We start from the raw sequence: 24,947 nt of genomic DNA, 5'->3' as shown, positions 1-24,947 counted from the left end.
GTCGTGGCGGGCCGGACCGTCCGATGGAGCCATGGCGCGTGGTGGCCGGGCGCGAGGATCGTGGCGGAGGTCCGCGTGCCACGTCGAGAAGGGACCACCATGAACCGCCGACCCGTCGCCACCCTCGGTGTCATCGCCCTCGCGGCCGTCGCCGCCGCGCCCCTCGCCGGCGGCGCCGCGCTCCCGCCGAAGACCTCGTTCACGGTCGTGACGTCGTTCCTCACCCCGTCGAGCCCGATCATCGCGGCGACCGGCCCGTGGGCGGCGTGCACCAGCGTCAGCGACCTCTCGGGCTCTGCGAACCAGTGGTCCCCCAGGACGATCCGCTTCAGCGGCGAGAAGCGCGTGGAGTGCGAGGGCGGGGACGTCGTCATCCGCTACGACGCCGACATGAGCCTCAGCGGACCCGACTCGAGGGAGCGGCGGACCTTCGGCACGTGGTCGGTCGTGTGGTCCGAGGAGGGCGCGCCCGTCACCGGTGGCGCCGGGCGGGTCGAGGGCGTCAACCGCGGCTGCCAGGACTGCATCCTCGACACGTTCAGCGGCCGGGTCTACTGACGGGGGCCGTCGAACCCTGAGAGCCCCTTCCGGTCCGCGGGACCGGTCGGGGCGCGGGCGCGGGGGTCGCGGGAGAGACTGGCCCGGTGATCACCGTCGAGCTGGCCCGCGACCTCGTGGGCGCCGGCGTGCTCTGGGAGCCCCGCCCTGGTGACCGCTTCGTCATCGACGCCGCCCTGCTGACCGGCGACGTGTTCTGGATCAGCGACCTCACGGTCGAGGTGCACTCGTACCGGGGCCAGTCCCTCCTCGGGTTCAACGGGACGACCGAGTGGGCCCTCGACTCCGTCACCCTCGACCAGGCCCTCTGGCTGCCGCGCGAGGACCAGCTGCGCGAGCTCGTCGGTGACCGTCTCGAGTCCGTCCACCGCACCGCCGAGGGGTGGCAGGTCACCTACGAGGTCCGGCCCGGGTACGTCCACACGGTGACCGACGCCGACCTCGAGTGCGCGTACGCCCGCGCACTCCTCAGCCTCTGAGCCCGGCGGACCCGGTGTCGCCCAGAGGGTCTCGCGCCACCGTCCTGGCCGCGGCGGTCGTCCTCGCGATCGTCGTGGTCGGCCTCTGGTGGCTGGCCCGCGGTCCGTCGGCCGACGAGGCGCGTCCCGGCGCGACGACCACGGCGAGCGCGCCCTCGGCCCCGTCGGCCGCGGCCACCGACGGCGCGAGCGGGCTCCCGCTGGTGCGCGTCGCGGCGCTCCCCGACGAGGCGCGGGCGACCCTCGACCTCATCGACGCCGGCGGCCCGTTCCCGTACGAGCGGGACGGCGCGGTGTTCCAGAACCGCGAGCGCCTCCTGCCCGTCCGGCCCCGGGGCTGGTACCGCGAGTACACCGTGCCGACGCCGGGCGAGGACGACCGCGGCGCCCGTCGCATCGTGACCGGGGACGACGGCACCGCGTACTGGACCGACGACCACTACGACTCGTTCAGCGTCATCGAGGAGGGCCCATGACCGAGGTGCTCGGACCCGAGACCGGCATCGCCGCACTCGTCCGGCGACTGCGCGAGGGCGGCGCGGTGGTCCGCGTCGTCCCCGCCGGCGTCGACAAGGACGAGTCCCTCGAGCGGTTCGGCCAGGCCCTGCGCTTCCCCGACTGGTACGGCCACAACTACGACGCGCTGTTCGACTGCCTGCTCGCCTGGGCCCACGAGGCGGCCGTGCCGGTCCACGTCGTCTGGGACGGCACGGCGCCCCTGCGCGAGGAGCACCCCGACGTCTTCGAGGTGGTCGTCCGCCTCCTGGGCGACGCCGAGGACGAGAAGGACAACCTGCGGGCCACGGTCGTCGACCGCTGACCCGCTCGACCCTCAGCGGCGGCGGCTGGTCCCGAAGATCGAGCGGGTGATCTCGCGCCCGATGACCGTGCCGGCCGAGCGCAGGATCGACTTGAAGGCACTGGACTTCACGACCGACTCGACGACGCCGGGCTCGGTCGCCTCGCGGCGCTCCTGCGCGGCGCGGGCCTTCTCGGCCGCGAGGCGCTCCCTCTCGGCCGCCTTCTCCGCGGCGACCCGGGCCTTCTCGGCGTCGGCGGCCGCAGCCGCGTCGACCTTCGCCTTCTCCGCCGCCGCCGCGGCGGCCTCGTCGGCCTTGACGCGCTCGGAGGCCGCGCGGTCGAGCATCTCGAAGGCGGAGTCCCGCTCCACCGCCGTGCCGTAGTCGGCGAGCAGGGGGGACGCCGCCACCGCGGCGTCGATCGTCGCGTCGGGCGAGGGCGCCATCAGCGACTCGGGCGCCCGCATCCGGGTCCACGCGACCGGGGTCGGCGCCCCCTTCTCGGACAGGACGGTGATGACGGCCTCGCCGGTCCCGAGCGAGGTCAGCAGCTCCTCGAGGTCGTACTCGGTGTGCGGGTAGGTCTTCACGGCCGCCTTGAGGGCGGCGGCGTCATCGGGGGTGAAGGCCCGCAGCGCGTGCTGCACCCGGTTGCCGAGCTGCGCGAGGACGTCGGCGGGCACGTCCTTCGGCGACTGCGTCACGAAGAAGACGCCGACGCCCTTGGACCGGATGAGCCGCACGGTCTGCTGGATGGCGTCGAGGAACTCCTTGCTCGCGTCGTTGAAGAGCAGGTGCGCCTCGTCGAAGAAGAAGACGAGCTTGGGCTTGTCGACGTCGCCGACCTCGGGCAGGTCGTGGAAGAGGTCGGCGAGCAGCCACATGAGGAAGGTCGAGAAGAGGGCGGGGCGGTCCTGCACCGAGGGCAGCTCGAGCATCGACACCAGGCCTCGGCCGTCGGGGGTGGTCCGCAGCAGGTGCGAGGTGTCGAGCTCGTTGAGGCCGAAGAACGCGTCGGCGCCCTGGTCGGAGAAGCCGATGAGCTCGCGCAGGATCACCCCCGCGGTCGCCGACGAGAGCCCACCGAGCTCCTTGAGGTCGGCCTTGCCCTCGTCGGAGGTGAGGTGCTGCACCACGGCGCGCAGGTCGGCGAGGGTGTCGAGGTACAGCCCGTTCTTGTCGGCGTAGTGGAAGACGAGCCCGAGGCTCGACTCCTGGGTGGCGTTGAGGCCGAGGACCTTGGAGAGCAGGGTCGGGCCGAAGGTCGACACCGTGGCCCGCACCGGGATGCCCTTGCCCTGGCCGCCGAGCGCGTAGAACTCCGTGGCGTAGGCGGTCGGCTTCCAGTCCATCCCGACGTCGGCCGCGCGGGCGGTGACCTTGTCGTTGGGCTCGCCCGGGGTCGCCATCCCCGAGAGGTCGCCCTTGATGTCGGCGAGGAAGACCGGCACGCCCTGCGCGGCGAGCTGCTCGGCCATCAGCTGGAGCGTCTTGGTCTTGCCCGTGCCGGTGGCGCCGGCCACGAGGCCGTGGCGGTTCATCGCCGACAGGGGGATCCGCACGATGGCGTCGGGATGGGCGGTGCCGTCCTCGACGGCCGCGCCGAACTCCAGCGAGGCGCCGGTGAACGCGTACCCGGCGCGGATCTCGTCGACGAGGGGGGAGGATGCAGGGCTGCCTGTCTCGGTCACGATCGCCAATCTAGCCTCCCGCCGGGCGTCGCTCCCGTCGTCGAGGGAGGCCGTCACTAGAGTGACTGCGTGATCTTCAAGGCCGTCGGTGACTCGCGCCCGTACCCGGACCACGGGTACTCGACGCGGCAGTGGTCGACGGTCCCGCCGCGGCTCGTCCGGCTCGACGAGCTCGTGACGACCAAGCGCGAGCTCGACCTCCAGATGCTGCTGTCGGAGGACTCGACGTTCTACGGCGACCTGTTCGCCCACGTCGTGGAGTTCGAGGGCACCCTGTACCTCGAGGACGGCCTGCACCGCGCCCTGCGGGCCGCCCTCCACCAGCGACCCACGCTCCATGCGCGCGTCCTGACGCTCTAGGGGGAGCCGTGAGCGAGTACACGACCGAGTCCGAGGTCTCCGTCGACGCCCGACGTCGGCGGCGCACGCTCATCACGATCGGCGTCGTCCTGCTCGTGCTCTTCTTCGCGTTCTGGTACGCGTGGTCGTACTACCAGGCCGACAGCCAGGCGCGCTCCGCGCGCACCCCCGCTCCGACGTGCGCCCCCTACGACCCGAACGCGCTGACCCCCGAGAAGGTCAAGGTCAACGTCTACAACGCGTCCTCGCGCACCGGGCTCGCGGCCACGGTCTCCAAGGAGCTCGCCGAGCGCGGCTTCGACATCGGCACGGTGGCCAACGACCCGTCGAGCCGCAAGCCGCCCGCGATCGCCGAGGTCCGGCACGGTCCGTCGGGCAAGGCCCAGGCGGCGCTGCTGCGCACCGCCCTGCCCAACGGGACGACGGTCGTGCAGGACAAGCGCAAGGGCGCGACGGTCGACGTCGCCCTCGGGGCCAGGTGGACCCGCCCCGCGCCGATCCGCACCACCGACGCCCTGCCGATGTGCCCCGCCCCCACCGGGTCCTGACGCCGGGGAGAGCACCGGGCAGCCGCGTCAGGCCGCGGCACCGGCCGGCGCGAGGCGGGCCCGGCGCCCTCGCACGGCCCGGACCGCGAGCCAGCCGAGCACGCCGACCCCGACGGTGACCGACACCGCGGACCCCACCCAGCCGGAGACCTGCTCCCACGACCGGCCCGCGAGGGCGCCGAGCACCACGCACGTCACGCCCCACGCGCCGACGCCGAGCGCGTTCCAGCGCAGGAAGGTCCGGTACGGCATCCCGCCGCTGCCCGCGAGGACCGGGGCGACCGTGCGGGCCACCGGCGTGAACCGGGCGGCGACGAGGGAGGCGCCACCGCGGCGGGCGAGCGACTCGGCGGCCCGCTCGACCCGGCGACGAGCCCGCCGCAGCGGGCGGGACCCGAGGAGCCGTGGGCCGGCGGACCGCCCGAGGAGGAAGGCGGTGGTGTCGCCGAGGAGGGCGGCCACGACGACGACCGCGGCCGTGGCCCCCAGCGAGGTGTGGCCCAGCGTCACGGCGACCCCGCCGACGAGCGCCGCGGTCTCGCCGGGAAGGACCACGCCGAGGACGACCGCACTCTCGAGGTAGACGAGGGCGGCGACGACCGCGTAGACCAGCCACACCGGCTGGCCCAGCGCGAGGGTCACGAGGTCGTCCACGTCCTCAGGTTCGGAGCCGACCCTGTGTCCGGACTGTCCACCGGCCCCCGACGCAGCCGTGGACCTCAGTCGCCGGTGCTGAAGGCCGCGTCGAACGCGGCGTCGGGCCGGTCGAAGGCCAGCCGGCGGACGAACCCCACGGCCTCGGCGGCGCCGACGAGCCGGTCCATCCCGGCGTCCTCCCACTCCACCGAGATCGGCCCGTCGTAGCCGATCGCGCCCAGGGTGCGGAAGCAGTCCTCCCACGGCACGTCCCCGTGGCCCGTCGAGACGAAGTCCCAGCCGCGGCGGGGGTCGGCCCAGGGCAGGTGCGAGGACAGCCGGCCGTTGCGACCGTTGCCGACCCGCTTGCGGACGTCCTTGCAGTCGACGTGGTAGATCCGGTCCTGGAAGTCCCAGATGAAGGCCGCGGGGTCGAGGTCCTGCCAGACCATGTGCGACGGGTCCCAGTTCAGCCCGAACGCCGGCCGGTGGTCGATCGCCTCGAGGGTGCGCACGGTCGTCCAGTGGTCGTAGGCGATCTCGCTCGGGTGGACCTCGTGCGCGAACCGCACCCCGACCTCGTCGTAGACGTCGAGGATCGGGTTCCACCGGTCGGCGAAGTCCTGGTAGCCCGCCTCGATCGTCTCGGCCGACACGGGCGGGAACATCGCGACGTACTTCCAGATCGCCGACCCGGTGAACCCGATGACGACGTCGACGCCGAGCTTCGCCGCGGCCCGGGCGGTGTCCGCCATCCGCTGCGCGGCGCGCTGGCGCACACCCTCGGGGTCGCCGTCGCCCCAGACGGCGGCGGGGAGGATGTCCTTGTGGCGCTGGTCGATCGGGTCGTCGCAGACCGCCTGGCCCACGAGGTGGTTCGAGATGGCCCACACCCCGAGGCCGTGCTCCTCGAGGATGGCCCGGCGACCGGCGACGTAGTCGTCCTCGGCGAGCGCGCGGTCGACCTCGAAGTGGTCACCCCAGCACGCGATCTCGAGGCCGTCGTACCCCCACGACGCGGCGAGGCGGCACACCTCCTCGAAGGGCAGGTCGGCCCACTGGCCGGTGAAGAGGGTGATCGGGCGTGTCATCGGGGCTCCTTCGTGTGGGTGGGTCGCGGTCCGGGACGACGGTGCCACGTGGAGCGGGCTCCCGCCCCCCCATGGGGGAGCCGGGCGAACCCTTCCAAACGGCACGTGGGCGGCCTCCGCGACCCATAGAATTCCTGTCCACGTCCTTCGTGAGTGTGGGGCGAGCCAGTCCCGGGGTGACCTCGGCCGCTGCAACGGCATCCAACGAGGTCACCACCGGGGCTGGCGTCCGTCGTCAGCCCCGCAGGGCCGCCATGTTGTCGTAGCTGACCTTCGCGAGCGCGAGGGACTGGCCGGCGTAGGGCGCGGTGCCCCACGACGAGGCGTTGTCCTGCTCCCACATCGGGTTGTGCGACCCCTTGGCGCCCACCCGGCGGAGGAACGTCGAGTAGTCGATGTCGCCGAGGCCGAAGGGCGCGAACTCGTACCCGTTGGCCACCGCCGTGTTCTTCTTGCCGTCCTTGGCGTGGAAGAGCGGGAAGCGCTGGGTCTGCGCCGCCACGACCGCCGCCGGGTCGAAGACCGACGACACCGAGGAGCCGTCGGGAGCGGTGTAGGTGTGGTGCTTGTACTGGGCGACGTGCGCCCAGTAGATGTCCATCTCGAGGTAGACGTGCTTCGGGTCCGTGTTCGCGAGGAAGTACTCGAGACGGCGGATGCCGCTGCTGCGGGTCGGGCGGCCGAGGGCGTCGAGCGGGCCGCTGTCGAGGAGGAAGCTGTAGGCGATGTCGTGGTTGTGCGTGTAGAGCTTGAGCCCGTGCCGGCCGGCGCGCTCGCCGAGCACGTTCCACCGCTCCGCGGCCAGGGCCCAGTCTGCGACGTACGCGGAGCCGGTGGGGTCGTTGCCCGTGCCGATGTGGCTCATCCCGAGGATGTTCGCGACCTCGCAGGCCGCGTCGAAGGAGGCGAGCGTGGCGTCGGTGACGGTCGAGGGGATGGACCCGTGGTTGCCCTCGGCCCGCAGCCCGTTGTCGTCGAGCCAGGTGCGCAGGAGGCGGGCGCCGTCGGGGTTGTTGACGTTGCCGCCGGGAGCGTTGGCGTGCTGGCCGTAGCCGGCGAACTCGATCTGGCGGTAGCCGATCTCGGCCAGCTCCTCGAAGACGGCCTGGAAGCCCGAGGCGTACGGCGAGGTGGCCGGGTCGCGCGAGATGGCGTCCCGGACGGTGTAGAGGATGAGGCCGCGGCGGGGTGCCGGGATGAGCACCCCGTTGGCGTTGCCGGCCGCTGCCGCCGGGGCGGCGCTCGCGGACGGCGCGGCGACGGCGGCCGCGGCCGCCATGCCGGTCGACGCGGCGAGGAACTGCCGGCGGTTGAGGCCGAGCCTGGTGACCAGGCCCGAGGCGTTGACGTCGTTGTCGGTGTTCATGTGCTTGCTCCTTCGTCACTGCAATGACAGGGGGATCGAGCGCGACCGGGCTGCTCCTTCGTCGTCGAGGTCGTGGTGGTCGGCCACGGGGTGGGTGGTGTGGGGTCGTGGGGCGGTCGGGTGCCGACCGGGCGGTCGACGGCGCCGGGGCGGCCAGCCGTCGGTGGGCCCGTCAGCCGTCGGCGGGGTGGTCGGTGGGGGTCCAGCACGAGCCGGTCGCGGCGCTCAGCTCGACCGCGGCGAGCACCTCCTGGACCGCGAGCCCGTCGGCGAACGAGGGCTCGGGGTCGGCCCCGCGCGCGATCGCGTCGATGAGGTCGGCGGCCTGGTGGGTGAAGCCGTGCTCGTAGCCGAGCCCGTGGCCCGCGGGCCACCAGTGCTCGACGTACGGGTGCGTCGTCTCGGTGACGACGACCCGGGTGAAGCCGGACTCGCGGGCGTCGGCCGTGGCGTCGTGGACGTGCAGGACGTTCATGTCCTCGAAGTCGAAGGCCAGGCTCCCCGCCGAGCCGTTGACCTCGATGCGGATGGCGTTCTTGCGGCCGGTCGCGAACCGGGTGGCCTCGAAGGTGGCCAGGGCCCCGCCGGACAGGCGGGCGATGAAGATGGCCGCGTCGTCGACGGTCACCGCGCCCCGGCCCTCCGCTGCCTCGGCCGACAGGCCGGTGCTCGCCCCGGGCAGGGGGCGCTCGCGCACGAAGGTCTCGGTCGTCGCGCTGACGCCCGTGATCCGCTCGCCGGTGATGAAGTGCGTCAGGTCGATGATGTGGGCGCCGATGTCGCCGAGGGCTCCCGACCCGGCGCGGTCCTTCTCGAGGCGCCAGGTGAGCGGCGACTCGGGGTCGACGAGCCAGTCCTGGAGGTACTGGGCGCGCACGTGGCGGATCTCCCCGACGCGGCCCTGCGCGACGAGCTGGCGCGCGAAGGCGATGGCGGGCACCCGGCGGTAGGTGAAGCCGACCATCGAGCGCACGCCACGGGCGGCGGCCTTCTCGGCGGCGGCCGCCATCGCCCGGGCCTCGGCGACGGTGTTGGCCAGGGGCTTCTCGCACAGGACGTGCTTGCCGGCCTCCAGCGCCGCGATGGCGATCTCGGCGTGGGTGTCGCCCGGGGTGCAGATGTCGACGAGGTCGACGTCGGGCCGGGCGACGAGGGCGCGCCAGTCCGTCTCGACGTGCTGCCAGTCGAAGCGGCGCGCCATCTCGGACGCGGCCCGGCCGTCGCGGCCGCTGATGGCGACGAGGTCGGGGACGAGCCGCGGGTCGAAGAAGCTGCGGGCGTTGCGCCAGCCCTGCGAGTGGGCCAGGCCCATGAACGCGTAGCCGACCATCCCGATGCCGAGGCGGCCGGGCGCGCTCGGGGCGGGCGCTACGGGGGCAGCCTGCGGGGAGGGGGTGTCAATGGCCATGAGGCACCTTCCGGCGGGCCGACGGCCCGGGTGGTGGGTGGAGGGTGGTCCCCCGCCGGCCGGCGTCACCGGCCGGCGGGGGTCACCTCAGAGTCGGGTCCGTCAGGACTCGAAGCCGAGCGGCAGGTACTCCTCGACGTTGTCCTTGGTCACGACGGGGGCGTCGAGGACGACGCGCTTCGGCACGGCCGGCTGGACGAGGTCGGACATGCCCTTGCCCTGCGCGAGGAGCCGGGCGAGGCGGATGCCGTCGGCGGCCTGGGTCGGCGGGTAGAGGACGGTCGCGACCATCTTGCCCTCCTTGATCCAGCGCATCGCGTTCGCGGAGCCCGCGCCACCGATGAAGGCCATCTCGTTGCGCTTGGCGTTGTCGAGCGCCGCCATGACGCCGACACCCTGGTCGTCGTCGTGGTTCCAGAGGATGTCGATCTTCGGTGCGGCCTGAAGCAGGTTCGCGGCCTCGGACTCGCCGGACTGGACGGTGAACTGGGCGGCGACGCGGTTGTCGACGGTCTGGCCGCACGCCTTGAGCGCGTCGGCGAAGCCCCTGCTGCGGTCCTGGGTCAGGGGCAGGGCGTCGATGCCGGCGATCTCGGCGACGACGGCGTCGGTGAGGCCCTTCTCCTTGACGACCGAGCAGGCGTACGTGCCGGCACTGACGCCCATGCCGTAGTTGTCGCCGAGCACGGTGGTGCGGGCGGCGAACGGGGTGGAGAACTCACGGTCGACGTTGACGACGATGATGCCGGCGTTCATCGCCTTGGTCGCGACCTCGGTCAGCGCCGCACCGTCGGTCGGGAGCAGGACGATCGCGTCGACCTTGTCGTTGATGAAGGTCTCGATCTGGCTGATCTGCAGGCTCGCGTCGTTGGTGCCCTCGGCGGCCTTGAACTCGATGTCGCTGTACTTCTTCGCCTCGGCCTGCGCCGAGCTGTTGATGGCGGCGAGCCAGCCGTGGTCGGCGGCCGGGCCCGAGAAGCCGATGGTGACCTTCTCGCCCGGGGCGTCGTTGTCGCTGCCCGCTCCGGCGGGGGCCTGTGAGCCCGTGGTCGTGGCCTCCGGGGTGTTGCTCGTGCACCCGGCGGCCAGGAGGCCGAGGATGCCGGCCGCGGCGATGAGCCGGGCCGAGCGGGAGATGGTGGTCGTGCGGGACATGAGGGTCTCCTCGAGGGGTGGGGCGGTGCTGGGTGTGGCGGTGCTGCGTGAGGCGGTGGTGCGGGGTGTGGCGTGGTTCGTCCCGGCCGGGCGCCGCCGGCCGGGAGGTCTCAGGGGGAGCGGCGTCGCGCGGCCACCCGCTGCTGGAGCAGCACGGCGGCGACGATGATGACGCCCTTGGCGACGGCCTGCGTCGAGGTGTCGAGGTTGTTGAGCGTGAAGACGTTGGTCAGGGTCGCGAAGATGAGGACGCCGAAGACGGTGCCGACGATGGTGGCCCGGCCCCCGCTGAGCAGCGTCCCGCCGATGACGACCGCCGCGATCGCCTCGAGCTCGAGGAGCTGGCCGTGGGTGGAGGTCCCGGTGGTGGTGCGGGCCATGAGCATCACCGCGGCGAGACCGCAGGCCACACCGAGGAGGACGTAGAGGTACGCCGTCTGGCGCTGGACCTTGATGCCCGCCAGCCGCGCGGCCTCCGGGTTGCCGCCGACCGCGAGGGTGCGGCGCCCGAACGTGGTGCGGTTGAGCAGGACCCAGCCGCCCAGGGCGACGAGCGCGAAGATGATGACGAGGACCGGCACGCCGATGACGCTGCCGCCGAAGAACTCGATGAAGCCGCGGTCCCGCACGATCTGGGTGCGGCGCTGGGCGATGATCTCGGCGAGGCCCCGGGCGCCGGCGAGCATCGCCAGGGTGGCGATGAAGGGGGCGACCCGGCCGTAGGCGACGAGCAGCCCGTTGACGATCCCGCAGCCCGCGCCGACCGCGAGCGCGGTGAACACCATGAGGATCCAGTGGGTGTCGGCCGCCATCGTCTGCGTCGCGAGCGTCGTGGCCCACACGCTGGAGAGCGCGACGATCGCCCCGACCGACAGGTCGATGCCTCCGCCGCCGATGACGAAGGTCATGCCGACGCTGACGACGCCGATGACCGACGCGAAGCGCAGGATCGTCATCGCGTTGTCGACGCTGGCGAAGCGGTCGCCCGCGGTCCAGGCACCGGCGACGCACAGGATGAGCAGCGCGATGACGAGGCCGAGGTTGCGCCCGGCCGAGCCGGCGAGGAGGCCGCCGTGGCCCGAGCCCTTCGGGGGGTCGGCCGGCGCGGTGTTCTGGTGGTGGCCGGTGGCGGTCGTGACCGAGGTGGACGCTTCGCGGCCCTCCGGCTCGGGGGCCTTCGTGGTCGAGTCGAGGCTCATGCCGCGTCTCCTCTCATGATGATGTCGAGCACCTGGTGCTCGTCGAGCTGGTCTGCCGGGGCCTCGTGGAGCACCGTGCCCTCGCCGACGACGAGGACGCGGTCGGAGAGGCCGAGGACCTCCTCGATCTCGCTGGAGACGACGACGACGGCGACCCCGTCGTCGGCGAGGCGGCGGACGAGGGCGTAGATCTCGGAGCGCGCGCCGACGTCGACGCCGCGGGTCGGCTCGTCGAGGAGCAGCACGCGGCACCCCCGCAGCAGCCACCGGGCGAGCACGATCTTCTGCTGGTTGCCGCCCGAGAGGGTGCGCATCTCGCGGTCGACACCGGGCGGGCGGACGTCGAGGCTCTGCGTCTGCTCGAGGGCGGCGCGGCGCTCGCCCTCGTGGTCGAGCATGCCGCCGCGGGAGAACCGGGACAGGCTCGCCATCGAGATGTTCGTCGCGATGCTGTCGCCGAGGAAGAGCGCCTGGCTCTTGCGCTCCTCGGGGCACAGCCCGATGCCGGCGCCGACGGCGGCCTGCACCGATCCCGGGCGCAGCCGGGCGCCGCCCACGTGGACCGCGCCGCTGTCGCTGCGGCGGGCGCCGAAGACGGTCTCGATGATCTCGGAGCGACCGGCGCCGACGAGCCCGGCGAGCCCGACGACCTCGCCGGGGCGGACCTCGAAGCTGACGTCGGTGAACTCCCCGCGGCGGGTGATGTTCTCGACGCGCAGCAGCGGCTCGCCGGTGGGGCCCTTCCGGCGCGGCGGGAAGACGTACTCGATCGCGCGGCCGGTCATGAGGCGGATGACCTCGGAGGTCGGGGTCTCCTTCGCCGGGAGGCCGGTCGCCACCGTCCTGCCGTCCTTGAGGACGGTGACCCGGTCGCCGATGGTCCGGATCTCCTCGAGGCGGTGGGAGATGTAGACGACCGCGACGCCCTCGGCGGTGAGGTCGCGGATGACGTGGAAGAGCCGCTCGACCTCGCCGGCGTCGAGGACGGCCGACGGCTCGTCCATGATGATGAGCTTCGCGTCGTGGGACAGGGCCCGCGCCATCGAGACGATCTGCTGGCCGGCGGCGGAGAGGTCGCCGACCTCCGTGGACGGGGAGATCTCGGTGTGGCCGAGGCGCTTGAGGAGGGCCGCGGCCGACCTCGCGGTGGCGCGGCGCTGGGAGAAGCCGAAGCGCGAGCGCTCGTGGCCGAGGTAGATGTTCTCGGCGACGGTCAGGCCCTCGACGAGGTCGAGCTCCTGGTAGATCGTCGCGATGCCGAGGTCCATCGCCGCCTGCGGGTGGGCGAACGAGACCTCCGCGCCCTCCCACGTGATGGTGCCCTCGTCGGGCTGGTGGACCCCGGCGAGGACCTTGATGAGCGTCGACTTGCCGGCGCCGTTCTGGCCGAGGAGGCAGTGCACCTCACCGGGGCGGACGTCGAGGTCGACGCCTCCGAGGGCGACCACGCCCGGGAACCGCTTCACGATGTCGGCCATGCCCAGGAGGGTCGAGGCGTCGTTGCCTTGCATGCGACCGGACGCTAGCCGCACTTTTGTCGGAACGTCAAGCAAAAGTTTGGAGCGATGGTCGGTCGTTGTGCGTTCGAGACAAATAGAAGTCCGCTGTGCTTGACTACCCCGCGTGACCGTCGGCTCCTTCTCACCGGGCGCGACGTCCGGCGCTGGTGAGCTGCTCCAGCTCATGCTCGACGGGACGCCGCGGACCCGGGCCGAGCTCATCAAGCTCACCGGACTCGCCCGCTCGACCGTGGGGGCCCGGGTCGACGCGCTGCTCGCGGCCGGCCTGCTCACCCCGTCCGGCGAGGCGGCGTCCACGGGTGGCCGCCCCCCGGCGCAGCTGGCGTTCAACCCCGACGCGGGCGTCGTCATCGGCGCCGACCTCGGGGCCACCCACGCGCTCGTCGCCCTCACCGACCTCCGGGGCCGGGTCGTCGCCGAGAAGGCCTTCGAGATCGACATCTCCGCCGGTCCCGAGGTCGTCCTCGACCGGGTCGCGCGCACCGGCCGGGCCCTGCTGTCGGGTGCCGGGCGCCGCCGCGACGAGCTCGCCGGCGTCGGCATCGGGCTCCCCGGTCCGGTCGAGCACTCCACCGGCAGACCGGTGTTGCCGCCGATCATGCCCGGGTGGGACAACTACGACGTGCCGGCCCACCTGTCGACCTCGCTCGGCGGACCGGTCCTCGTCGACAACGACGTCAACCTCATGGCCCTCGGCGAGCACGCGACGATGTACCCGCACGTCGAGCAGATGATCTTCGTCAAGGTCGCCACCGGCATCGGGGCCGGCATCATCAGCGGCGGGCGCCTGCACCGCGGCGCCCAGGGCGCCGCGGGCGACCTCGGCCACGTCGCCGCCCTGCACGGTGACGGCATCCCGTGCACGTGCGGGAACGTCGGCTGCCTCGAGGCCGTCGCGAGCGGCCCGGCGGTCGTGCGGGCCCTCCTCGAGCACGGCATCGACGCCGGTGACACCCGTGGCCTGGTCCGGCTCGCGAAGTCCGGCGACCTCGCCGCGGCGACGGCCGTGCGCGAGGCGGGCCGCGAGATCGGGCACGTCCTCGCCACGTGCGTCTCGCTGCTCAACCCGTCGGTCATCGCGGTCGGTGGCCTGCTGGCCCAGGCGGCCGAGAGCCTGCTCGCCGGCATCCGCGAGGTCGTCTACGGGCGGTCGCTGCCGCTGGCGACCGGGGAGCTGCAGATCGTGGCCTCGCGCACCGCCGGGCACGCGGGCGTCATCGGGGCCGCGACGATGGTGATCCAGCACGTGCTCTCGGCCGAGCAGGTCGAGGCGCAGATCTCCTCCGCCGCCGCCGGCTGACGCTGCCGCAGCCGCCGGCGACGCGGGGATCGCCCGTTCGAGGTGTTCGGCCCGTGCGCCATGCCGCTCGAACACCTCCACCCCCCGGGTGCGGCAGTTCCGGGTGGCGTCGGGCCGACTGGAGGACCGTCCACCTCGAGCGCGGGCGGTGGCGGTGGGAGCCGCCGTCTCCGTGCCCGCTCGTTCCTCGCCGGCGCGGTTCCGGCTCCCGGCATCCCCCTGCCACCCGCCAACGTGAAACCCCCGGTCGCACGCTCCCGGGGGTTTCACGTTGGCGGTGGCGGTGGGATTTGAACCCACGGAGGGCGTAAACCCTCACACGCTTTCGAGGCGTGCTCCTTAGGCCGCTCGGACACGCCACCGCCGGAGAGGCTACCCGAGCCGGGCGCCCGCCCAGAAATCGGCCGGGGACGCGACGACGCCGCCCTCGGGAAGCCGGGGGCGGCGTCGTGGCGGCGGCCGGAGACCGGCCGCGCGGGGGTCAGGCGCGCTTGGTGACGGCCTTGACGACGAAGAGGAGGACCACGGCGCCGAGGAGGGCGGTGAGGAAGCTCGCGATGAGACCCGCACCCTCCATGTCCATGCCGAACAGGCCGAGCAGGAAGCCGCCGAGGAGGGCCCCGACGATGCCGACGACGATGTTGAGGATGATCCCCTGCTGCGCGTCGGTGTTCATGATCTTGCTCGCGACCCAGCCGGCGATACCGCCGATGATGATCCAGGCGATGATGCCCATGTTCTGGTGACCCTTTCGTGGGGTGCGCGGTCCCCGATCTGGGAATCCGCAGGTCAGTGACGCTACACGAACCTTTGTCGAAGGTTCGTCCCGCGTGCGGACCAGATCTGCTGTACCCGGTGCCCCGCTCCCCACACCTGCGGATCCGCGGAAAACCTGCGGACGGGGTGCTCCGGCTCTCAGGAACGTGCCCCGGGCGTCCCGCCGCTCGCGCCGTCGTGCACCGAGGGCCCGCGGTGCCCGTCGAAGAACCGGCGGACGACCTCGCCGCACTCCTCCTCGAGGACGCCGCCGACGACCTCAGCGCGGTGCGTCGCCCGGCGGTCGCGCACGACGTCCCAGACCGAGCCGCACGCCCCGAGCTTGGGGTCCCAGGCGCCGAGGACGACGCGCGCCACCCTCGACAGGACGACGGCCCCGGCGCACATCGGGCACGGCTCCATCGTCACGACGAGGGAGCAGCCCTCGAGCCGCCAGCTCCCGAGCCGGGCGGCGGCCGCCCGGATGGCGACGACCTCGGCGTGGGCGGTCGGGTCGCCCTCCGCCTCGCGCAGGTTCCAGCCCTCGCCGAGCACCTCGCCGGAGCCCGAGACGACGAGGGCGCCGACCGGCACGTCGCCCGCCCGGGCGGCCCGCTCGGCGAGCGTCAGCGCCCGTCGCATGAGGGCGGCGTCCGTGGGGTCGGGCGGAAGGGGCACCCGCTAAGTTTCACCCATGCGCGTCATCAACCCGGACCACCGCCTCATCGCCCACAAGCTGACCTACCTCCGGGACAAGCGGACCGACTCCCCCACCTTCCGCCGGCTCGCCGAGGAGCTGATGACGTTGCTCGCCTACGAGGCCACGCGCGACGTGCGGGTCGAGCCGTTCGAGATCGAGACGCCGGTGGCGCCCACGACCGGCATCAAGCTGAGCAACCCCAAGCCGCTCATCGTGCCGATCCTGCGCGCGGGCCTGGGCATGCTCGAGGGCATGGTCCGGCTGCTGCCGAGCGCCGAGGTCGGCTTCCTCGGGATGCAGCGCGACGAGGAGACCCTCGAGGCGATCACCTACGCCAACCGCCTGCCCGACGACCTCTCCGGCCGGCAGGTCTACGTCCTCGACCCCATGCTCGCGACCGGGGGATCGATGGCCGACGCCATCCGCTTCCTCCTCGACCGCGGCGCCGACGACATCACCGCCGTCACCCTGCTCAGCGCGCCCGAGGGGATCGCGCACCTGCAGGAGGCGCTCGAGGACGTCGAGCCCCCCGTCACCCTCGTCACCGGGGCGATCGACGACAGGCTCAACGAGGTCGGCTACATCGTGCCCGGCCTCGGGGACGCGGGCGACCGCCTCTACGGGCTGGCCCAGTAGGCCGGCGCGGCCCGAGCCGAGCCCGACCCGGCCCGGCGCGAGCCCGGCCGCCCAGGGTTCGACGACACGCCACGGCCCCGCGCCTCACACGTCACACCCGCCACATCTGGAAGCATCCATGGCTGAGGCGTGCGCACGGCGCGCCCGATGCAGGAGGACGTCCCATGCCGCCGATCAAGAAGATCGTCCTGTGGCTCGTCGTCATCTTCCTGCTCTACGCGATCCTCACCTCGCCGACCGAGGCCGCCGACATCTTCGGGTCGGCGTGGGACGTGGTGAAGAACGGCGTCGCCAACATCGCGAGCTTCTTCGACAACCTCATCAGCAGAGGGTGACGTGGCGCGCCGACCGCGGCTCGACCGCGAGCTCGAGCGCTACCTCGTCAGCGGGGAGACGGTCATCGTCGCGGTCCGCCGCCACTGGTTCCACCTCGCCCGCGAGATCGCGATGGCCGTCGCCGCGACCGTCCTCGCCTTCTGGGTCGACGTCAAGGTCCCCCGCACCCCCGGCGGCGAGGTCCTCCACAACCTGAGCCTGGCCATCTGGTGGGTCGCGGTCCTGTGGCTGGTGTGGCGCTTCCTCAACTGGCGGCACGACTGGTTCGTCGCCACCGACAAGCGCTTCCTCCTCTTCTACGGGTTCATCCGGCGCAAGGTCGCGATGATGCCGCTGATGCGCGTCACCGACATGACTTTCGACCGCAGCGTCCTCGGCCGGATCGTCGGGTACGGGATGTTCGTCCTCGAGTCGGCCGGGCAGAAGCAGGCCCTGTCGGTCATCGACCACGTCCCCGACGCCGACCGGCACTACCGCGCCATCTGCACCCAGCTGTTCGGTGCCGAGTCCCAGGTCCGCGTCCACACGCGCGGGTTCGCCCCTCCCGAGGACGACGACGGCACCAGCGGCGGCGGGCCCGGCGGCGCGGGCGGCCCCGGGGGCCCCCGGGGTGGCGGCGCCGGTGGGCCGGACCGCCCCGGCGGCGGAGGTTCCGGTGGACCCGGGGGTTCCGGCCCGCGGCGTCCGGGAGGCGGTGACCGCGACCGGGGGTACGACGACCCGACCCGCGAGCCCGTCGTGACGCCGGCGCACCGGCCGGAGTCCTGGTACCGCTCCTCGAACCTGCGCGGCCCGAACCACCTCGGCGACACCGGCGAGATCCCCGTCGTCCGCGTCCGCCGCGACGACACCCACGGCGCCGGCGACGTCGAGGGCGCCGAGGGCGCCGACGAGGTCCCGCTCTACCCGCCGCCGCACTGGTCGCGCTGACCGTCCCCGGCCGGACCGCCGGCGGCGGCACTCCCGTGCGCCGTGGACGTGCCGGGGCGCCTCGCGTTCGGTAGCGTCGACGGGTCCCGGACCCCGACGACAGGAAGCCGGCCGCGATGGACGTCATGCGCACGAAGTCGATCGAGCAGTCGATCGCGGAGACCGACGAGGAGGGCTTCCAGCTCAAGAAGAAGCTGAGCGCCCTCGACCTCACCGTCTTCGGCATCGGGGTCATCATCGGTGCCGGGATCTTCACCCTGACCGGCCGCGCGGCCGCGGACTACGCCGGCCCCTCCATCGCGCTGTCGTTCGTCCTCGCCGCCGTGTGCTGCGGGCTCGCCGCGCTCTGCTACGCCGAGTTCGCCTCCACCGTGCCGGTGTCGGGGTCCGCGTACACGTTCTCGTACGCCTCCCTCGGCGAGCTCGTCGCCTGGATCATCGGCTGGGACCTCCTCCTCGAGCTGATGCTCGGGGCGAGCGTCGTCGCCCAGGGCTGGTCGCAGTACGCGGTGCTCTTCCTCGACAAGGTCGGCGTCACGATCCCCGAGTCGGTCGCGCCCGGGTCGGCGTTCGACCTGCCGGCGTTCGTCCTCGTCGTCGTCCTCACGGCCCTCATCTCCATCGGGATCAAGGAGTCGCTGCGGGTCAACCTCGTGCTCGTCGCGGTGAAGCTGTTCATCGTCCTGTTCGTCATCTTCGCGGGTATCGCCTTCATCGACAGCGCCAACTACTCGCCCTTCATCCCGCCGTCGGCGACCTCGGGCGAGGCGGCCTCGGGCCTGACCGCGCCGCTGATCCAGGTGGTCTTCGGCCTCGAGCCCTCGACGTACGGCGTCCTCGGCATCGTCTCGGGCGCGGCGATCGTGTTCTTCGCCTACATCGGCTTCGACGTCGTCGCGACGACCGCCGAGGAGGCCCGCAACCCGCAGCGCGACCTGCCGATCGGCATCATCGCCTCCCTCGTCATCTGCACCGTGCTCTACGTGGCGACGACGCTCGTCATCACCGGGATGGTCAAGTACGACAGGATCGACCCCGATGCCGCCCTGGCCTCGGCCTTCGAGGCGGTGGGCAAGCCGGGGTACGCGACGCTCATCGCCGCGGGCGCCGTGGCCGGCCTCATGACCGTCGTCATGACGCTCATCATCGGCGCCACCCGCGTCACCTTCGCGATGTCGCGCGACTGGCTGTTGCCGCGGGCGCTCGCCCGGACCAGTCCCCGGACGGGCACGCCCGTGCGGCTGACGCTCATCATCGGCTCGGTCATCGCCCTCGTCGCGAGCCTGACGCCCATCGGCAAGCTCGAGGAGATGGTCAACATCGGGACGCTGTCGGCGTTCGCCCTCGTGTCGATCGCCGTGCCGGTGCTGCGTCGCAAGCGTCCCGACCTCAAGCGCTCGTTCACGGTGCCGTTCTCGCCCGTGCTGCCGGTGCTCGCCGCGCTCATCAGCGTCTACCTCATGCTCAACCTGTCGGTCGAGACCTGGATCCGCTTCCTCGTGTGGATGGCGGTCGGCTTCCTCATCTACTTCCTCTACGGGGTCAGGAACTCGCGCCTGGCCGCCCAGGAACGGGGCGAGTACGTCCCCGTCGGCACCGACACCCCGGCTGCACCTCCTTCCACCTGACCCTTCCCGCGGCCTCCCGGTTCGAGGTGGTCGGCCGGCGCCTCCCCCGGCCGAACACCTCGAACGAGCCCGCGGCTCAGGCCGCGCGCTGCGTGTAGGCCGTGACGACCTGGTCGAGGTAGGCCTGTGGAGTCAGGCGCCATCCGATGACGGGGACGCGCAGCACGAGGTCGTCGCCCAGCACCACGGCGTTCTGGCGCAGTGCGTCGTCAGCCGGAGCCAGGCCGTGGGAGTGCTGGACACCGTCGACCTCGACGACGAGTCGCGCTCGCGCCCACCGGACGTCGAGGTAGCAGCGGCCCGAGGGCAGCTGTCGCACCACCTGGCGATCGGGTTCGGGGAGGCCGCGCCGTCGACAGGCGCTGACCAGGTCGAGCTCGCCGAGGGAGTGCGCGCCGAGGGCGACGTCACGCGCCACCCTGCGGATGAAGGCACGCCGGGTCCGGCCGCGCACGGCGTCGACCGCGTCGAGGAGCCGCACCCCCGAGCACAGCCGTTGCTGGACGGTCATCGCCATCACCAGGGCAGCCTGCCGGTCGCTCGCCGCCCAGTGCGCGGCCCGCACCGCGGCGATCGCGGGACGGGTGCGGGGCAACCCGACACCGGCGAGCTCCCCCTCGGCTCGGCGCCCCAGCTGGTGCACGGTGATGCCGGGCCGCCGGCGCACGTTCGCCGTGTGGACCACCGAGACGTAGACCGCGGGAGGCCGGCGTGCTGGAGGGCGGTCACCCCGTCGACGACGGCGATGCGGACCCCGACCTCCCAGACGGCGCGCCATCGGTTCGCCAGGTCGGGCAGCCCCCCGAGGTGCAGTGCGACGGTCTGCGAGCCGAACGTCCGCCACCGGTCGGCGGCCACCTCCCGGCGCACCATCTCGTCGTCGACCCCGACCTCACGCAGGAGGCGGCGGGAGAGCACACCACCGAAGGGCTGCGCGAGCTGCGCCGCTCGTCGGCGGCGGAGCACGGTTGCTCGGGTCATGCGAGCACTCTTTGCCGTGCGGCGGCGCTGGAGCGAGGTCGTCCCGGACGCTGTGGACGACGCTCGCCCCGACACGGCCCTGTGGACGAGCCGCGGGGGTCGAGGACCGTGCGCCGCAGCAGCAGCCTCGGTGGAGGTGTTCGGGGCGGGTCGCCCGCCAGCGGGATACCTCGACCCAGCCCGGAGGCCCCAGAGCGTGCGGGGGGTGGAGGTGTTCGGGCCGGGTGGCGCACCGGCCGAATACCTCGAACCGCGGGAGGGCTGCGGGCGACGGCGCGCCAGAGCGGGTGAGGGCGCGCCGCTGGAGGGGTGGGCTAGGGGCGGAGGAGGGCCTCTGCGGCGCCGCCACCGGCGGAGGTGGAGACGCCCTCGACGTCGAGGGGCAGCTCGTCGGCGCCGTCGATGGCAGGGCGACCGAGGGGGTGGCGCTGCCCGACGGCCCGCTCACCGGTGGCCGCCTGGAGCGGCAGCTCGAGCTCGAGGACGCCCTTGCCGTACCGGCCGTCCTCCGGCAGCGGCACCGGGTACTGGCCGGTGAAGCACGCCGTGCACAGCTTGTCGCGGGGCTGGTCGGTGGCGGCGATCATCCCCTCCTCGGAGATGTAGCCGAGGGAGTCGGCGCCGATGGAGTTGCGCACCTCCTCGACCCCGAGGCCGGTCGCGATGAGCTCGGCCCGGGTCGCGAAGTCGATGCCGTAGAAGCACGGCCAGCGCACCGGCGGCGACGAGATCCGCACGTGGACCTCCGCCGCCCCGGCCTCGCGCAGCATCCGCACGAGCGCCCGCTGGGTGTTGCCGCGGACGATGGAGTCGTCGACGACGACGAGCCGCTTGCCCTTGATGACGTCACGCAGCGGGTTGAGCTTGAGCCGGATGCCGAGCTGGCGGATCGTCTGCGACGGCGCGATGAAGGTCCGCCCCACGTAGGAGTTCTTCACCAGCCCCTGGCCGTAGGGGATCCCCGACTCCTGCGCGTAGCCGATGGCGGCCGGCGTGCCGGACTCGGGCGTCGGCATCACGAGGTCGGCGTCGACCGGGTGCTCGCGCGCCAGGGCCCGGCCCATCTCGACGCGGGCCTCGTGGACGACGCGGCCGCTGATCGTCGTGTCCGGGCGGGCGAGGTAGACGTACTCGAAGACGCAGCCCTTCGGGGAGGCCTCGGCGAAGCGCGCCGAGCGCAGCCCGTCCTCGTCGATGACGATGAGCTCGCCGGGCTCGACCTCGCGCACGTACGACGCGCCGACGATGTCGAGGGCCGCGGTCTCGGAGGCGACGACCCAGCCGCGCTCGAGCCGGCCGATGACGAGCGGCCGGATCCCCTGCGGGTCGCGGGCGGCGTAGAGCGTCGACTCGTCCATGAAGACGAAGCAGAAGGCGCCCCGCAGGAGGGGCAGCGTGTCGAGGGCGGCGGCCTCGAGGGTGCGGTCGGGGTCGTCGGCGAGCATCGCCGTCACGAGGGCGGTGTCGGTGGTGTTGCCGCGAGCGAGCTCTCCGCGGTGCGGGTCGTGGCCCCGGCGCCCCTCGACGATGTCGCGCAGCTCGGCGGAGTTGGTGAGGTTGCCGTTGTGGGCGAGGGCCACCGTGCCGCCCGAGTGGCCGCCGAGCGTGGGCTGGGCGTTCTCCCACGTCGAGCCGCCGGTCGTGGAGTAGCGGCAGTGCCCGACGGCGAGGTGGCCGCGCAGCGAGGCGAGGGAGCGCTCGTCGAAGACCTGGCTCACCAGCCCCATGTCCTTGTAGACGAGCAGCCGCTTGCCGTCGGAGGTCGCGATGCCCGCCGACTCCTGGCCGCGGTGCTGCAGCGCGTAGAGCCCGTAGTAGGTGAGCTTGGCGACGTCCTCACCGGGAGCCCAGACCCCGAAGACCCCGCAGGCGTCCTGCGGGCTCTTGTCGTCGGGGTTGATGTCGTGGGTCAGGCGTCCGTCACCGCGTGGCACGTGCCCGATTCTCCCACACCGCCCGCCTGCCCGCGTCGGCACGCAGGGGAGCGTCCTGCCGGTCCCGGTGGGCGAGACCCGTCGGTCCCGGCGGGACCCGGGCGGTCAGTCGCGCCTGCTGCGCCGGTCGATCAGGATCGCGACGACCGCCGCCAGGAGTGCGGCGATCCCGGCACAGAGGAAGCCGAGGTACCCGATGGCCGAGGACGCCGGGTAGGTGCCGACGGTGCGGTTGGCGACCTCGTCGGGGCGCGAGGCGAGGAACGCCCCCACGACGAACCCGATGACGGCCCCCGTGAGGATGAACGGGAGGAAGCGCGGACGGCGGCGAACAGGCACGCCACCACGGTACGTGAGCACCCGCGCAGCCCCGCCGCGAGGGCGCACACTCGAGGGGTGACGCCATCCGTGGACCCCCCGGGCTCCGAACACCCGGCATGACCTCGACGACCACGACCGCAGGCCCGCGCCGCCCCCGAGGACGCTGGTACGCCGCCGGCACCCTCCTGGCCGCGGCGGCCGGGGCCGGGGTCGGCCACCTCGTCGCGGGCTTCGTCGCCCCCGAGTCCTCCCCCGTCCTCGCCGTGGGCTCGACGGTCATCGACCTCACCCCGACCCCGGTCAAGGAGTGGGCCGTCGCCCAGTTCGGCACGGCCGACAAGCCGATCCTCATCGGGTCGGTCGCGGTCGTCACCCTCCTCGTCGCCGGCGCCATCGGCCTCGTCGCCCGCTCGCGCCGCTCCGTCGGCCTCGCGCTGCTGGGGGCCCTCGCCTTCACCGCGACCGTCGCGGCGGCCCTGCGGCCGACGAGCGGACCGGCCGACGTCATCCCGGGCCTGGTCACCGTCGGCATCGGGGTCGCGGGCGCCTCGTGGTTCCTCGGCCTCCTCGACCGCTGGGGGGCCGCGGACGCCGACCCCACGGCCGGTGCCGGAGCCGACCACTCCGTCCGCTCGGACGGCGCCGCCGGTCGCCGCCACGTCCTCGCGGGCGCGGTCGGCCTCGGGGCGCTCGCCGCGAGCGGTGGCGCCCTCGGCCAGGTGCTCGGCCGTGGTGGGTCGCCGTCGTCGGTCGCCTTGCCCGCCGCCGCCGAACCGCTCGGCGCCCTCCCGAAGGGTCTCGAGGCGACCGTGCGCGGCATCTCGGCCTTCCGCACCCCGAACGACGCCTTCTACCGGATCGACACCGCCCTCGTCATCCCGCGCGTCTCCGCCGACGGCTGGAAGCTCACCATCGACGGCGACGTCGACCAGCCCTTCGAGATCACCTACGAGGAGCTGCTCGCGATGCCGATGGTCGAGCGCGACATCACGCTCACCTGCGTCTCCAACGAGGTCGGCGGCCCCTACGTCGGCGGCGCCCGCTGGCTCGGCGTGCGCACCAAGGACCTGCTCGAGCGCGCCGGCATCCGCGGCGGGGTCGACCAGATCCTCAGCCACTCCACCGAGGGCATGACGATCTCGACCCCCGTCCAGGCGCTGACGGACGACCGCGAGGCCCTCGTCGCGGTCGGGATGAACGGGCAGCCGCTGCCCGCCGTCCACGGCTTCCCCGCCCGCCTCGTGACGCCCGGCCTCTACGGCTTCGTCGGTGCCACCAAGTGGCTCACCCGCCTCGAGGCGACGACGTACCAGGCCAAGCGGGCGTACTGGACCGAGCGCGACTGGGCCGTCGACGCCCCGATCCTCACCCAGTCGCGCATCGACACCCCCCGAGGCCTGAACCGGGTCAAGGGCGGCGAGGTCGTCGTCGGCGGCGTCGCCTGGGCCCAGCAGCGCGGCATCGAGAAGGTCGAGCTGCGCATCGACGGCGGCCCCTGGCAGGAGGTCGAGCTCGGACCCGACGGCGGCATCGACTACTGGCGCCAGTGGTACTTCCGCTGGGAAGCCGCGCCCGGGCGCCACGACCTCACGGTGCGGGCCACCGACAGCACGGGTGAGGCCCAGCCCGAGCAGCGCACGACGCCGTTCCCCGAGGGCGCCCGCGGCTGGCACTCGATCGTCGTCATCGTCGAGTGACCCCGAGCCACCCCACGGTGGCCGCGGCCCGGTGAGGACCAGCTGGAGACAGCGGTCCTCACCGGGCCGTCGCCGTCCCCGAGCGCTCAACGCTCGAACGCTCGAACGCGAACTGGGGTGTGCCGCAACGAGGTCACGGATCGACAACGGTCGGACACAGGTGTCGAACCGACCAATCCACCTCCCGCCACGGCCCCGAACAACCCCCGTACGAAGAAACCAACCCCTTCTCGTCAAGGAGCAGTTCCCATGCGTTCCACCCGTATGACTGTCGCCGCCCTGGCTCTCGCCCTCCCCCTGACCCTCGCCGCGTGCGGTTCGTCCGACTCGGGCTCTGGGTCCACCTCCTCCGACACCATGACCTCGGCCGCTCCCTCGGCGAGCCCGTCGGAGTCGATGAGCTCCGACATGGCCGCGCCGTTCGGTGCCGCCTGCTCGGCCGTCCCCACCTCGGGTGCGGGCTCGTTCGACGGCATGGCCGCCGACCCGGTCGCCACCGCCGCGAGCAACAACCCCGTCCTGTCGACCCTCGTCACCGCGGTGACCGAGGCCGGCCTCGGCGAGACCCTCAACACCGCGAAGGACATCACCGTCTTCGCGCCGACCAACGACGCGTTCGCCGCACTCCCCAAGGAGACGCTCGACGCCGCCATGGCCGACCCCAAGGGCCTGCTGACCACCGTCCTGACCAACCACGTCGTCGAGGGTCGCCTCTCGCCCGACCAGGTCGCCGGTGAGCACAAGACCCTCTCGGGCAAGTCCATCACCGTCGCCGGCTCCGGCGAGGAGTTCACGGTGACCCCGGGCGACGCCAAGGTCGTCTGCGGCAACGTCCAGACCGCCAACGCCACCGTCTACATCATCGACAAGGTCCTCGTCCCCGCGATGTGACCGGGCCTCACCGGACCGATCGATGA

General features: G+C 73.0%; 26 protein-coding genes and 1 tRNA gene. 13 read left to right on the top strand and 14 right to left on the bottom strand.

Translation table 11 applies throughout. The features are described 5' to 3' along the window. Positions 1-99 precede the first annotated feature (99 nt). From ACFWN3_RS12455 to ACFWN3_RS12440, 4 genes are all read left to right on the top strand, one after another. Positions 100-558 carry a hypothetical protein gene (locus ACFWN3_RS12455; RefSeq protein ID WP_377640038.1) on the top strand — a complete coding sequence of 153 codons (459 nt, stop codon included), beginning with the start codon at positions 100-102 and terminating at the stop codon, positions 556-558. 86 nt (positions 559-644) lie between these two features. Then, the gene (locus ACFWN3_RS12450) at positions 645-1,037 is read left to right on the top strand and encodes a hypothetical protein (RefSeq protein ID WP_377640036.1); all 393 of its coding nucleotides are present in this window, start codon (positions 645-647) and stop codon (positions 1,035-1,037) included. Positions 1,038-1,051: 14 nt separating this feature from the next. Beyond that, on the top strand, positions 1,052-1,513 hold the full coding sequence (locus ACFWN3_RS12445) for a ribonuclease domain-containing protein (RefSeq protein WP_377640034.1): 462 nt from the start codon (positions 1,052-1,054) through the stop codon (positions 1,511-1,513). Continuing rightward, a complete protein-coding gene (locus tag ACFWN3_RS12440; RefSeq protein ID WP_377640032.1) occupies positions 1,510-1,857 on the top strand; it encodes a barstar family protein in 348 nt (115 codons plus the stop codon). The genes ACFWN3_RS12445 and ACFWN3_RS12440 overlap by 4 nt, the downstream gene beginning before the upstream one ends. A 12-nt stretch (positions 1,858-1,869) precedes the next feature. Here ACFWN3_RS12440 and ACFWN3_RS12435 read toward each other — a convergent pair whose 3' ends face one another. Next, positions 1,870-3,528 carry a helicase HerA-like domain-containing protein gene (locus ACFWN3_RS12435; RefSeq protein WP_377640030.1) on the bottom strand — a complete coding sequence of 553 codons (1,659 nt, stop codon included), beginning with the start codon at positions 3,526-3,528 and terminating at the stop codon, positions 1,870-1,872. A 69-nt stretch (positions 3,529-3,597) separates the two neighbouring features. Here ACFWN3_RS12435 and ACFWN3_RS12430 point away from each other — a divergent pair, with 69 nt between their 5' ends. Together ACFWN3_RS12430 and ACFWN3_RS12425 are read left to right on the top strand one after the other, a co-directional pair. Next, positions 3,598-3,888: a type II toxin-antitoxin system VapB family antitoxin gene (locus tag ACFWN3_RS12430; RefSeq protein WP_377640028.1), complete on the top strand. Its 291-nt coding sequence runs from the start codon at positions 3,598-3,600 to the stop codon at positions 3,886-3,888. Between the two features lie 8 nt (positions 3,889-3,896). Then, a complete protein-coding gene (locus ACFWN3_RS12425; RefSeq protein ID WP_377640027.1) occupies positions 3,897-4,436 on the top strand; it encodes a LytR C-terminal domain-containing protein in 540 nt (179 codons plus the stop codon). A gap of 27 nt (positions 4,437-4,463) precedes the next feature. Here ACFWN3_RS12425 and ACFWN3_RS12420 read toward each other — a convergent pair whose 3' ends face one another. The 7 genes from ACFWN3_RS12420 to ACFWN3_RS12390 all read right to left on the bottom strand — a co-directional run bounded on the left by ACFWN3_RS12420 (position 4,464) and on the right by ACFWN3_RS12390 (position 12,802). Then, entirely contained in the window at positions 4,464-5,090 is a 627-nt protein-coding gene (locus ACFWN3_RS12420) for a DedA family protein (protein WP_377640025.1), read from the bottom strand. Positions 5,091-5,155: 65 nt separating this feature from the next. Further along, the gene (locus tag ACFWN3_RS12415) at positions 5,156-6,163 is read right to left on the bottom strand and encodes a sugar phosphate isomerase/epimerase family protein (protein ID WP_377640023.1); all 1,008 of its coding nucleotides are present in this window, start codon (positions 6,161-6,163) and stop codon (positions 5,156-5,158) included. 235 nt (positions 6,164-6,398) lie between these two features. Next, positions 6,399-7,529, bottom strand: coding sequence for a sugar phosphate isomerase/epimerase family protein (locus ACFWN3_RS12410; protein WP_377640022.1), 1,131 nt, complete (start codon positions 7,527-7,529; stop codon positions 6,399-6,401). Positions 7,530-7,701: 172 nt separating this feature from the next. Then, positions 7,702-8,937, bottom strand: coding sequence for a Gfo/Idh/MocA family protein (locus ACFWN3_RS12405; protein WP_377640020.1), 1,236 nt, complete (start codon positions 8,935-8,937; stop codon positions 7,702-7,704). Positions 8,938-9,039: 102 nt separating this feature from the next. Next, on the bottom strand, positions 9,040-10,092 hold the full coding sequence (locus ACFWN3_RS12400; protein WP_377640018.1) for a substrate-binding domain-containing protein: 1,053 nt from the start codon (positions 10,090-10,092) through the stop codon (positions 9,040-9,042). A gap of 110 nt (positions 10,093-10,202) precedes the next feature. Next, complete coding sequence (locus tag ACFWN3_RS12395; RefSeq protein ID WP_377640017.1) at positions 10,203-11,291, bottom strand: ABC transporter permease; 1,089 nt, start codon at positions 11,289-11,291, stop codon at positions 10,203-10,205. After that, positions 11,288-12,802 carry a sugar ABC transporter ATP-binding protein gene (locus ACFWN3_RS12390; RefSeq protein WP_377640015.1) on the bottom strand — a complete coding sequence of 505 codons (1,515 nt, stop codon included), beginning with the start codon at positions 12,800-12,802 and terminating at the stop codon, positions 11,288-11,290. The genes ACFWN3_RS12395 and ACFWN3_RS12390 overlap by 4 nt, the downstream gene beginning before the upstream one ends. Positions 12,803-12,914: 112 nt before the next feature. Between ACFWN3_RS12390 and ACFWN3_RS12385 the strand changes: the two genes are divergently transcribed. Then, complete coding sequence (locus ACFWN3_RS12385) at positions 12,915-14,111, top strand: ROK family protein (RefSeq protein WP_377640013.1); 1,197 nt, start codon at positions 12,915-12,917, stop codon at positions 14,109-14,111. Positions 14,112-14,383: 272 nt separating this feature from the next. On the opposite strand, the gene ACFWN3_RS12380 is transcribed toward ACFWN3_RS12385, so the two are convergent. The 3 genes from ACFWN3_RS12380 to ACFWN3_RS12370 all read right to left on the bottom strand — a co-directional run bounded on the left by ACFWN3_RS12380 (position 14,384) and on the right by ACFWN3_RS12370 (position 15,509). Then, positions 14,384-14,473, bottom strand: a tRNA-Ser gene (locus ACFWN3_RS12380). A 119-nt stretch (positions 14,474-14,592) separates the two neighbouring features. Further along, positions 14,593-14,847: a GlsB/YeaQ/YmgE family stress response membrane protein gene (locus ACFWN3_RS12375; RefSeq protein WP_377640011.1), complete on the bottom strand. Its 255-nt coding sequence runs from the start codon at positions 14,845-14,847 to the stop codon at positions 14,593-14,595. A 179-nt stretch (positions 14,848-15,026) separates the two neighbouring features. Next, positions 15,027-15,509, bottom strand: a complete 483-nt coding sequence (locus ACFWN3_RS12370; RefSeq protein ID WP_377645595.1) for a nucleoside deaminase — start codon at positions 15,507-15,509, stop codon at positions 15,027-15,029. Between the two features lie 52 nt (positions 15,510-15,561). Here ACFWN3_RS12370 and upp point away from each other — a divergent pair, with 52 nt between their 5' ends. The 4 genes from upp to ACFWN3_RS12350 all read left to right on the top strand — a co-directional run bounded on the left by upp (position 15,562) and on the right by ACFWN3_RS12350 (position 19,097). Beyond that, a complete protein-coding gene (upp, locus tag ACFWN3_RS12365) occupies positions 15,562-16,203 on the top strand; it encodes a uracil phosphoribosyltransferase (protein ID WP_377640010.1) in 642 nt (213 codons plus the stop codon). A gap of 164 nt (positions 16,204-16,367) precedes the next feature. Beyond that, positions 16,368-16,538 carry a hypothetical protein gene (locus tag ACFWN3_RS12360; protein ID WP_377640008.1) on the top strand — a complete coding sequence of 57 codons (171 nt, stop codon included), beginning with the start codon at positions 16,368-16,370 and terminating at the stop codon, positions 16,536-16,538. A gap of 1 nt (position 16,539) precedes the next feature. Beyond that, complete coding sequence (locus ACFWN3_RS12355; protein ID WP_377640006.1) at positions 16,540-17,469, top strand: PH domain-containing protein; 930 nt, start codon at positions 16,540-16,542, stop codon at positions 17,467-17,469. A gap of 116 nt (positions 17,470-17,585) precedes the next feature. After that, positions 17,586-19,097 (top strand): amino acid permease, encoded by a 1,512-nt coding sequence (locus ACFWN3_RS12350; protein WP_377640005.1) that lies wholly within the window; start codon positions 17,586-17,588, stop codon positions 19,095-19,097. 76 nt (positions 19,098-19,173) lie between these two features. Here the strand turns inward: ACFWN3_RS12350 and ACFWN3_RS12345 are convergent, their stop codons facing one another. The 3 genes from ACFWN3_RS12345 to ACFWN3_RS12335 form a co-directional block, all read right to left on the bottom strand. Further along, the gene (locus ACFWN3_RS12345; protein ID WP_377640003.1) at positions 19,174-19,764 is read right to left on the bottom strand and encodes a DUF559 domain-containing protein; all 591 of its coding nucleotides are present in this window, start codon (positions 19,762-19,764) and stop codon (positions 19,174-19,176) included. Positions 19,765-20,392: 628 nt separating this feature from the next. Next, entirely contained in the window at positions 20,393-22,012 is a 1,620-nt protein-coding gene (gene purF / locus ACFWN3_RS12340; protein WP_377640001.1) for an amidophosphoribosyltransferase, read from the bottom strand. A 105-nt stretch (positions 22,013-22,117) separates the two neighbouring features. Continuing rightward, positions 22,118-22,351, bottom strand: coding sequence for a hypothetical protein (locus tag ACFWN3_RS12335; protein ID WP_377639999.1), 234 nt, complete (start codon positions 22,349-22,351; stop codon positions 22,118-22,120). Between the two features lie 98 nt (positions 22,352-22,449). Between ACFWN3_RS12335 and ACFWN3_RS12330 the strand changes: the two genes are divergently transcribed. Continuing rightward, positions 22,450-24,030, top strand: coding sequence for a molybdopterin-dependent oxidoreductase (locus tag ACFWN3_RS12330; protein ID WP_377639997.1), 1,581 nt, complete (start codon positions 22,450-22,452; stop codon positions 24,028-24,030). A 249-nt stretch (positions 24,031-24,279) separates the two neighbouring features. Beyond that, entirely contained in the window at positions 24,280-24,921 is a 642-nt protein-coding gene (locus ACFWN3_RS12325; protein ID WP_377639995.1) for a fasciclin domain-containing protein, read from the top strand. Positions 24,922-24,947 lie beyond the last annotated feature (26 nt).

It is taken from the genome of Oryzobacter terrae, assembly GCF_042756445.1.
GTDB classification, from domain to species: domain Bacteria; phylum Actinomycetota; class Actinomycetes; order Actinomycetales; family Dermatophilaceae; genus Oryzobacter; species Oryzobacter terrae.
The sequence above is the reverse complement of the archived record's forward strand: the minus strand, read 5'-3'. Positions and strand labels throughout refer to the sequence as shown.

Bases quoted from the DNA above. Each gene is read 5' to 3' on its own strand.
- ACFWN3_RS12455 (WP_377640038.1), top strand. From the start codon at position 100: ATGAACCGCCGACCCGTCGCCACCCTCGGTGTCATCGCCCTCGCGGCC.
- ACFWN3_RS12440 (WP_377640032.1), top strand. From the start codon at position 1,510: ATGACCGAGGTGCTCGGACCCGAGACCGGCATCGCCGCACTCGTCCGG.
- ACFWN3_RS12415 (WP_377640023.1), bottom strand. From the start codon at position 6,163: ATGACACGCCCGATCACCCTCTTCACCGGCCAGTGGGCCGACCTGCCC.
- ACFWN3_RS12410 (WP_377640022.1), bottom strand. From the start codon at position 7,529: ATGAACACCGACAACGACGTCAACGCCTCGGGCCTGGTCACCAGGCTC.
- ACFWN3_RS12405 (WP_377640020.1), bottom strand. From the start codon at position 8,937: ATGGCCATTGACACCCCCTCCCCGCAGGCTGCCCCCGTAGCGCCCGCC.
- ACFWN3_RS12400 (WP_377640018.1), bottom strand. From the start codon at position 10,092: ATGTCCCGCACGACCACCATCTCCCGCTCGGCCCGGCTCATCGCCGCG.
- ACFWN3_RS12395 (WP_377640017.1), bottom strand. From the start codon at position 11,291: ATGAGCCTCGACTCGACCACGAAGGCCCCCGAGCCGGAGGGCCGCGAA.
- ACFWN3_RS12390 (WP_377640015.1), bottom strand. From the start codon at position 12,802: ATGCAAGGCAACGACGCCTCGACCCTCCTGGGCATGGCCGACATCGTG.
- ACFWN3_RS12375 (WP_377640011.1), bottom strand. From the start codon at position 14,847: ATGGGCATCATCGCCTGGATCATCATCGGCGGTATCGCCGGCTGGGTC.
- ACFWN3_RS12370 (WP_377645595.1), bottom strand. From the start codon at position 15,509: ATGCGACGGGCGCTGACGCTCGCCGAGCGGGCCGCCCGGGCGGGCGAC.
- upp (WP_377640010.1), top strand. From the start codon at position 15,562: ATGCGCGTCATCAACCCGGACCACCGCCTCATCGCCCACAAGCTGACC.
- ACFWN3_RS12360 (WP_377640008.1), top strand. From the start codon at position 16,368: ATGCCGCCGATCAAGAAGATCGTCCTGTGGCTCGTCGTCATCTTCCTG.
- ACFWN3_RS12350 (WP_377640005.1), top strand. From the start codon at position 17,586: ATGGACGTCATGCGCACGAAGTCGATCGAGCAGTCGATCGCGGAGACC.
- ACFWN3_RS12330 (WP_377639997.1), top strand. From the start codon at position 22,450: ATGACCTCGACGACCACGACCGCAGGCCCGCGCCGCCCCCGAGGACGC.
- ACFWN3_RS12325 (WP_377639995.1), top strand. From the start codon at position 24,280: ATGCGTTCCACCCGTATGACTGTCGCCGCCCTGGCTCTCGCCCTCCCC.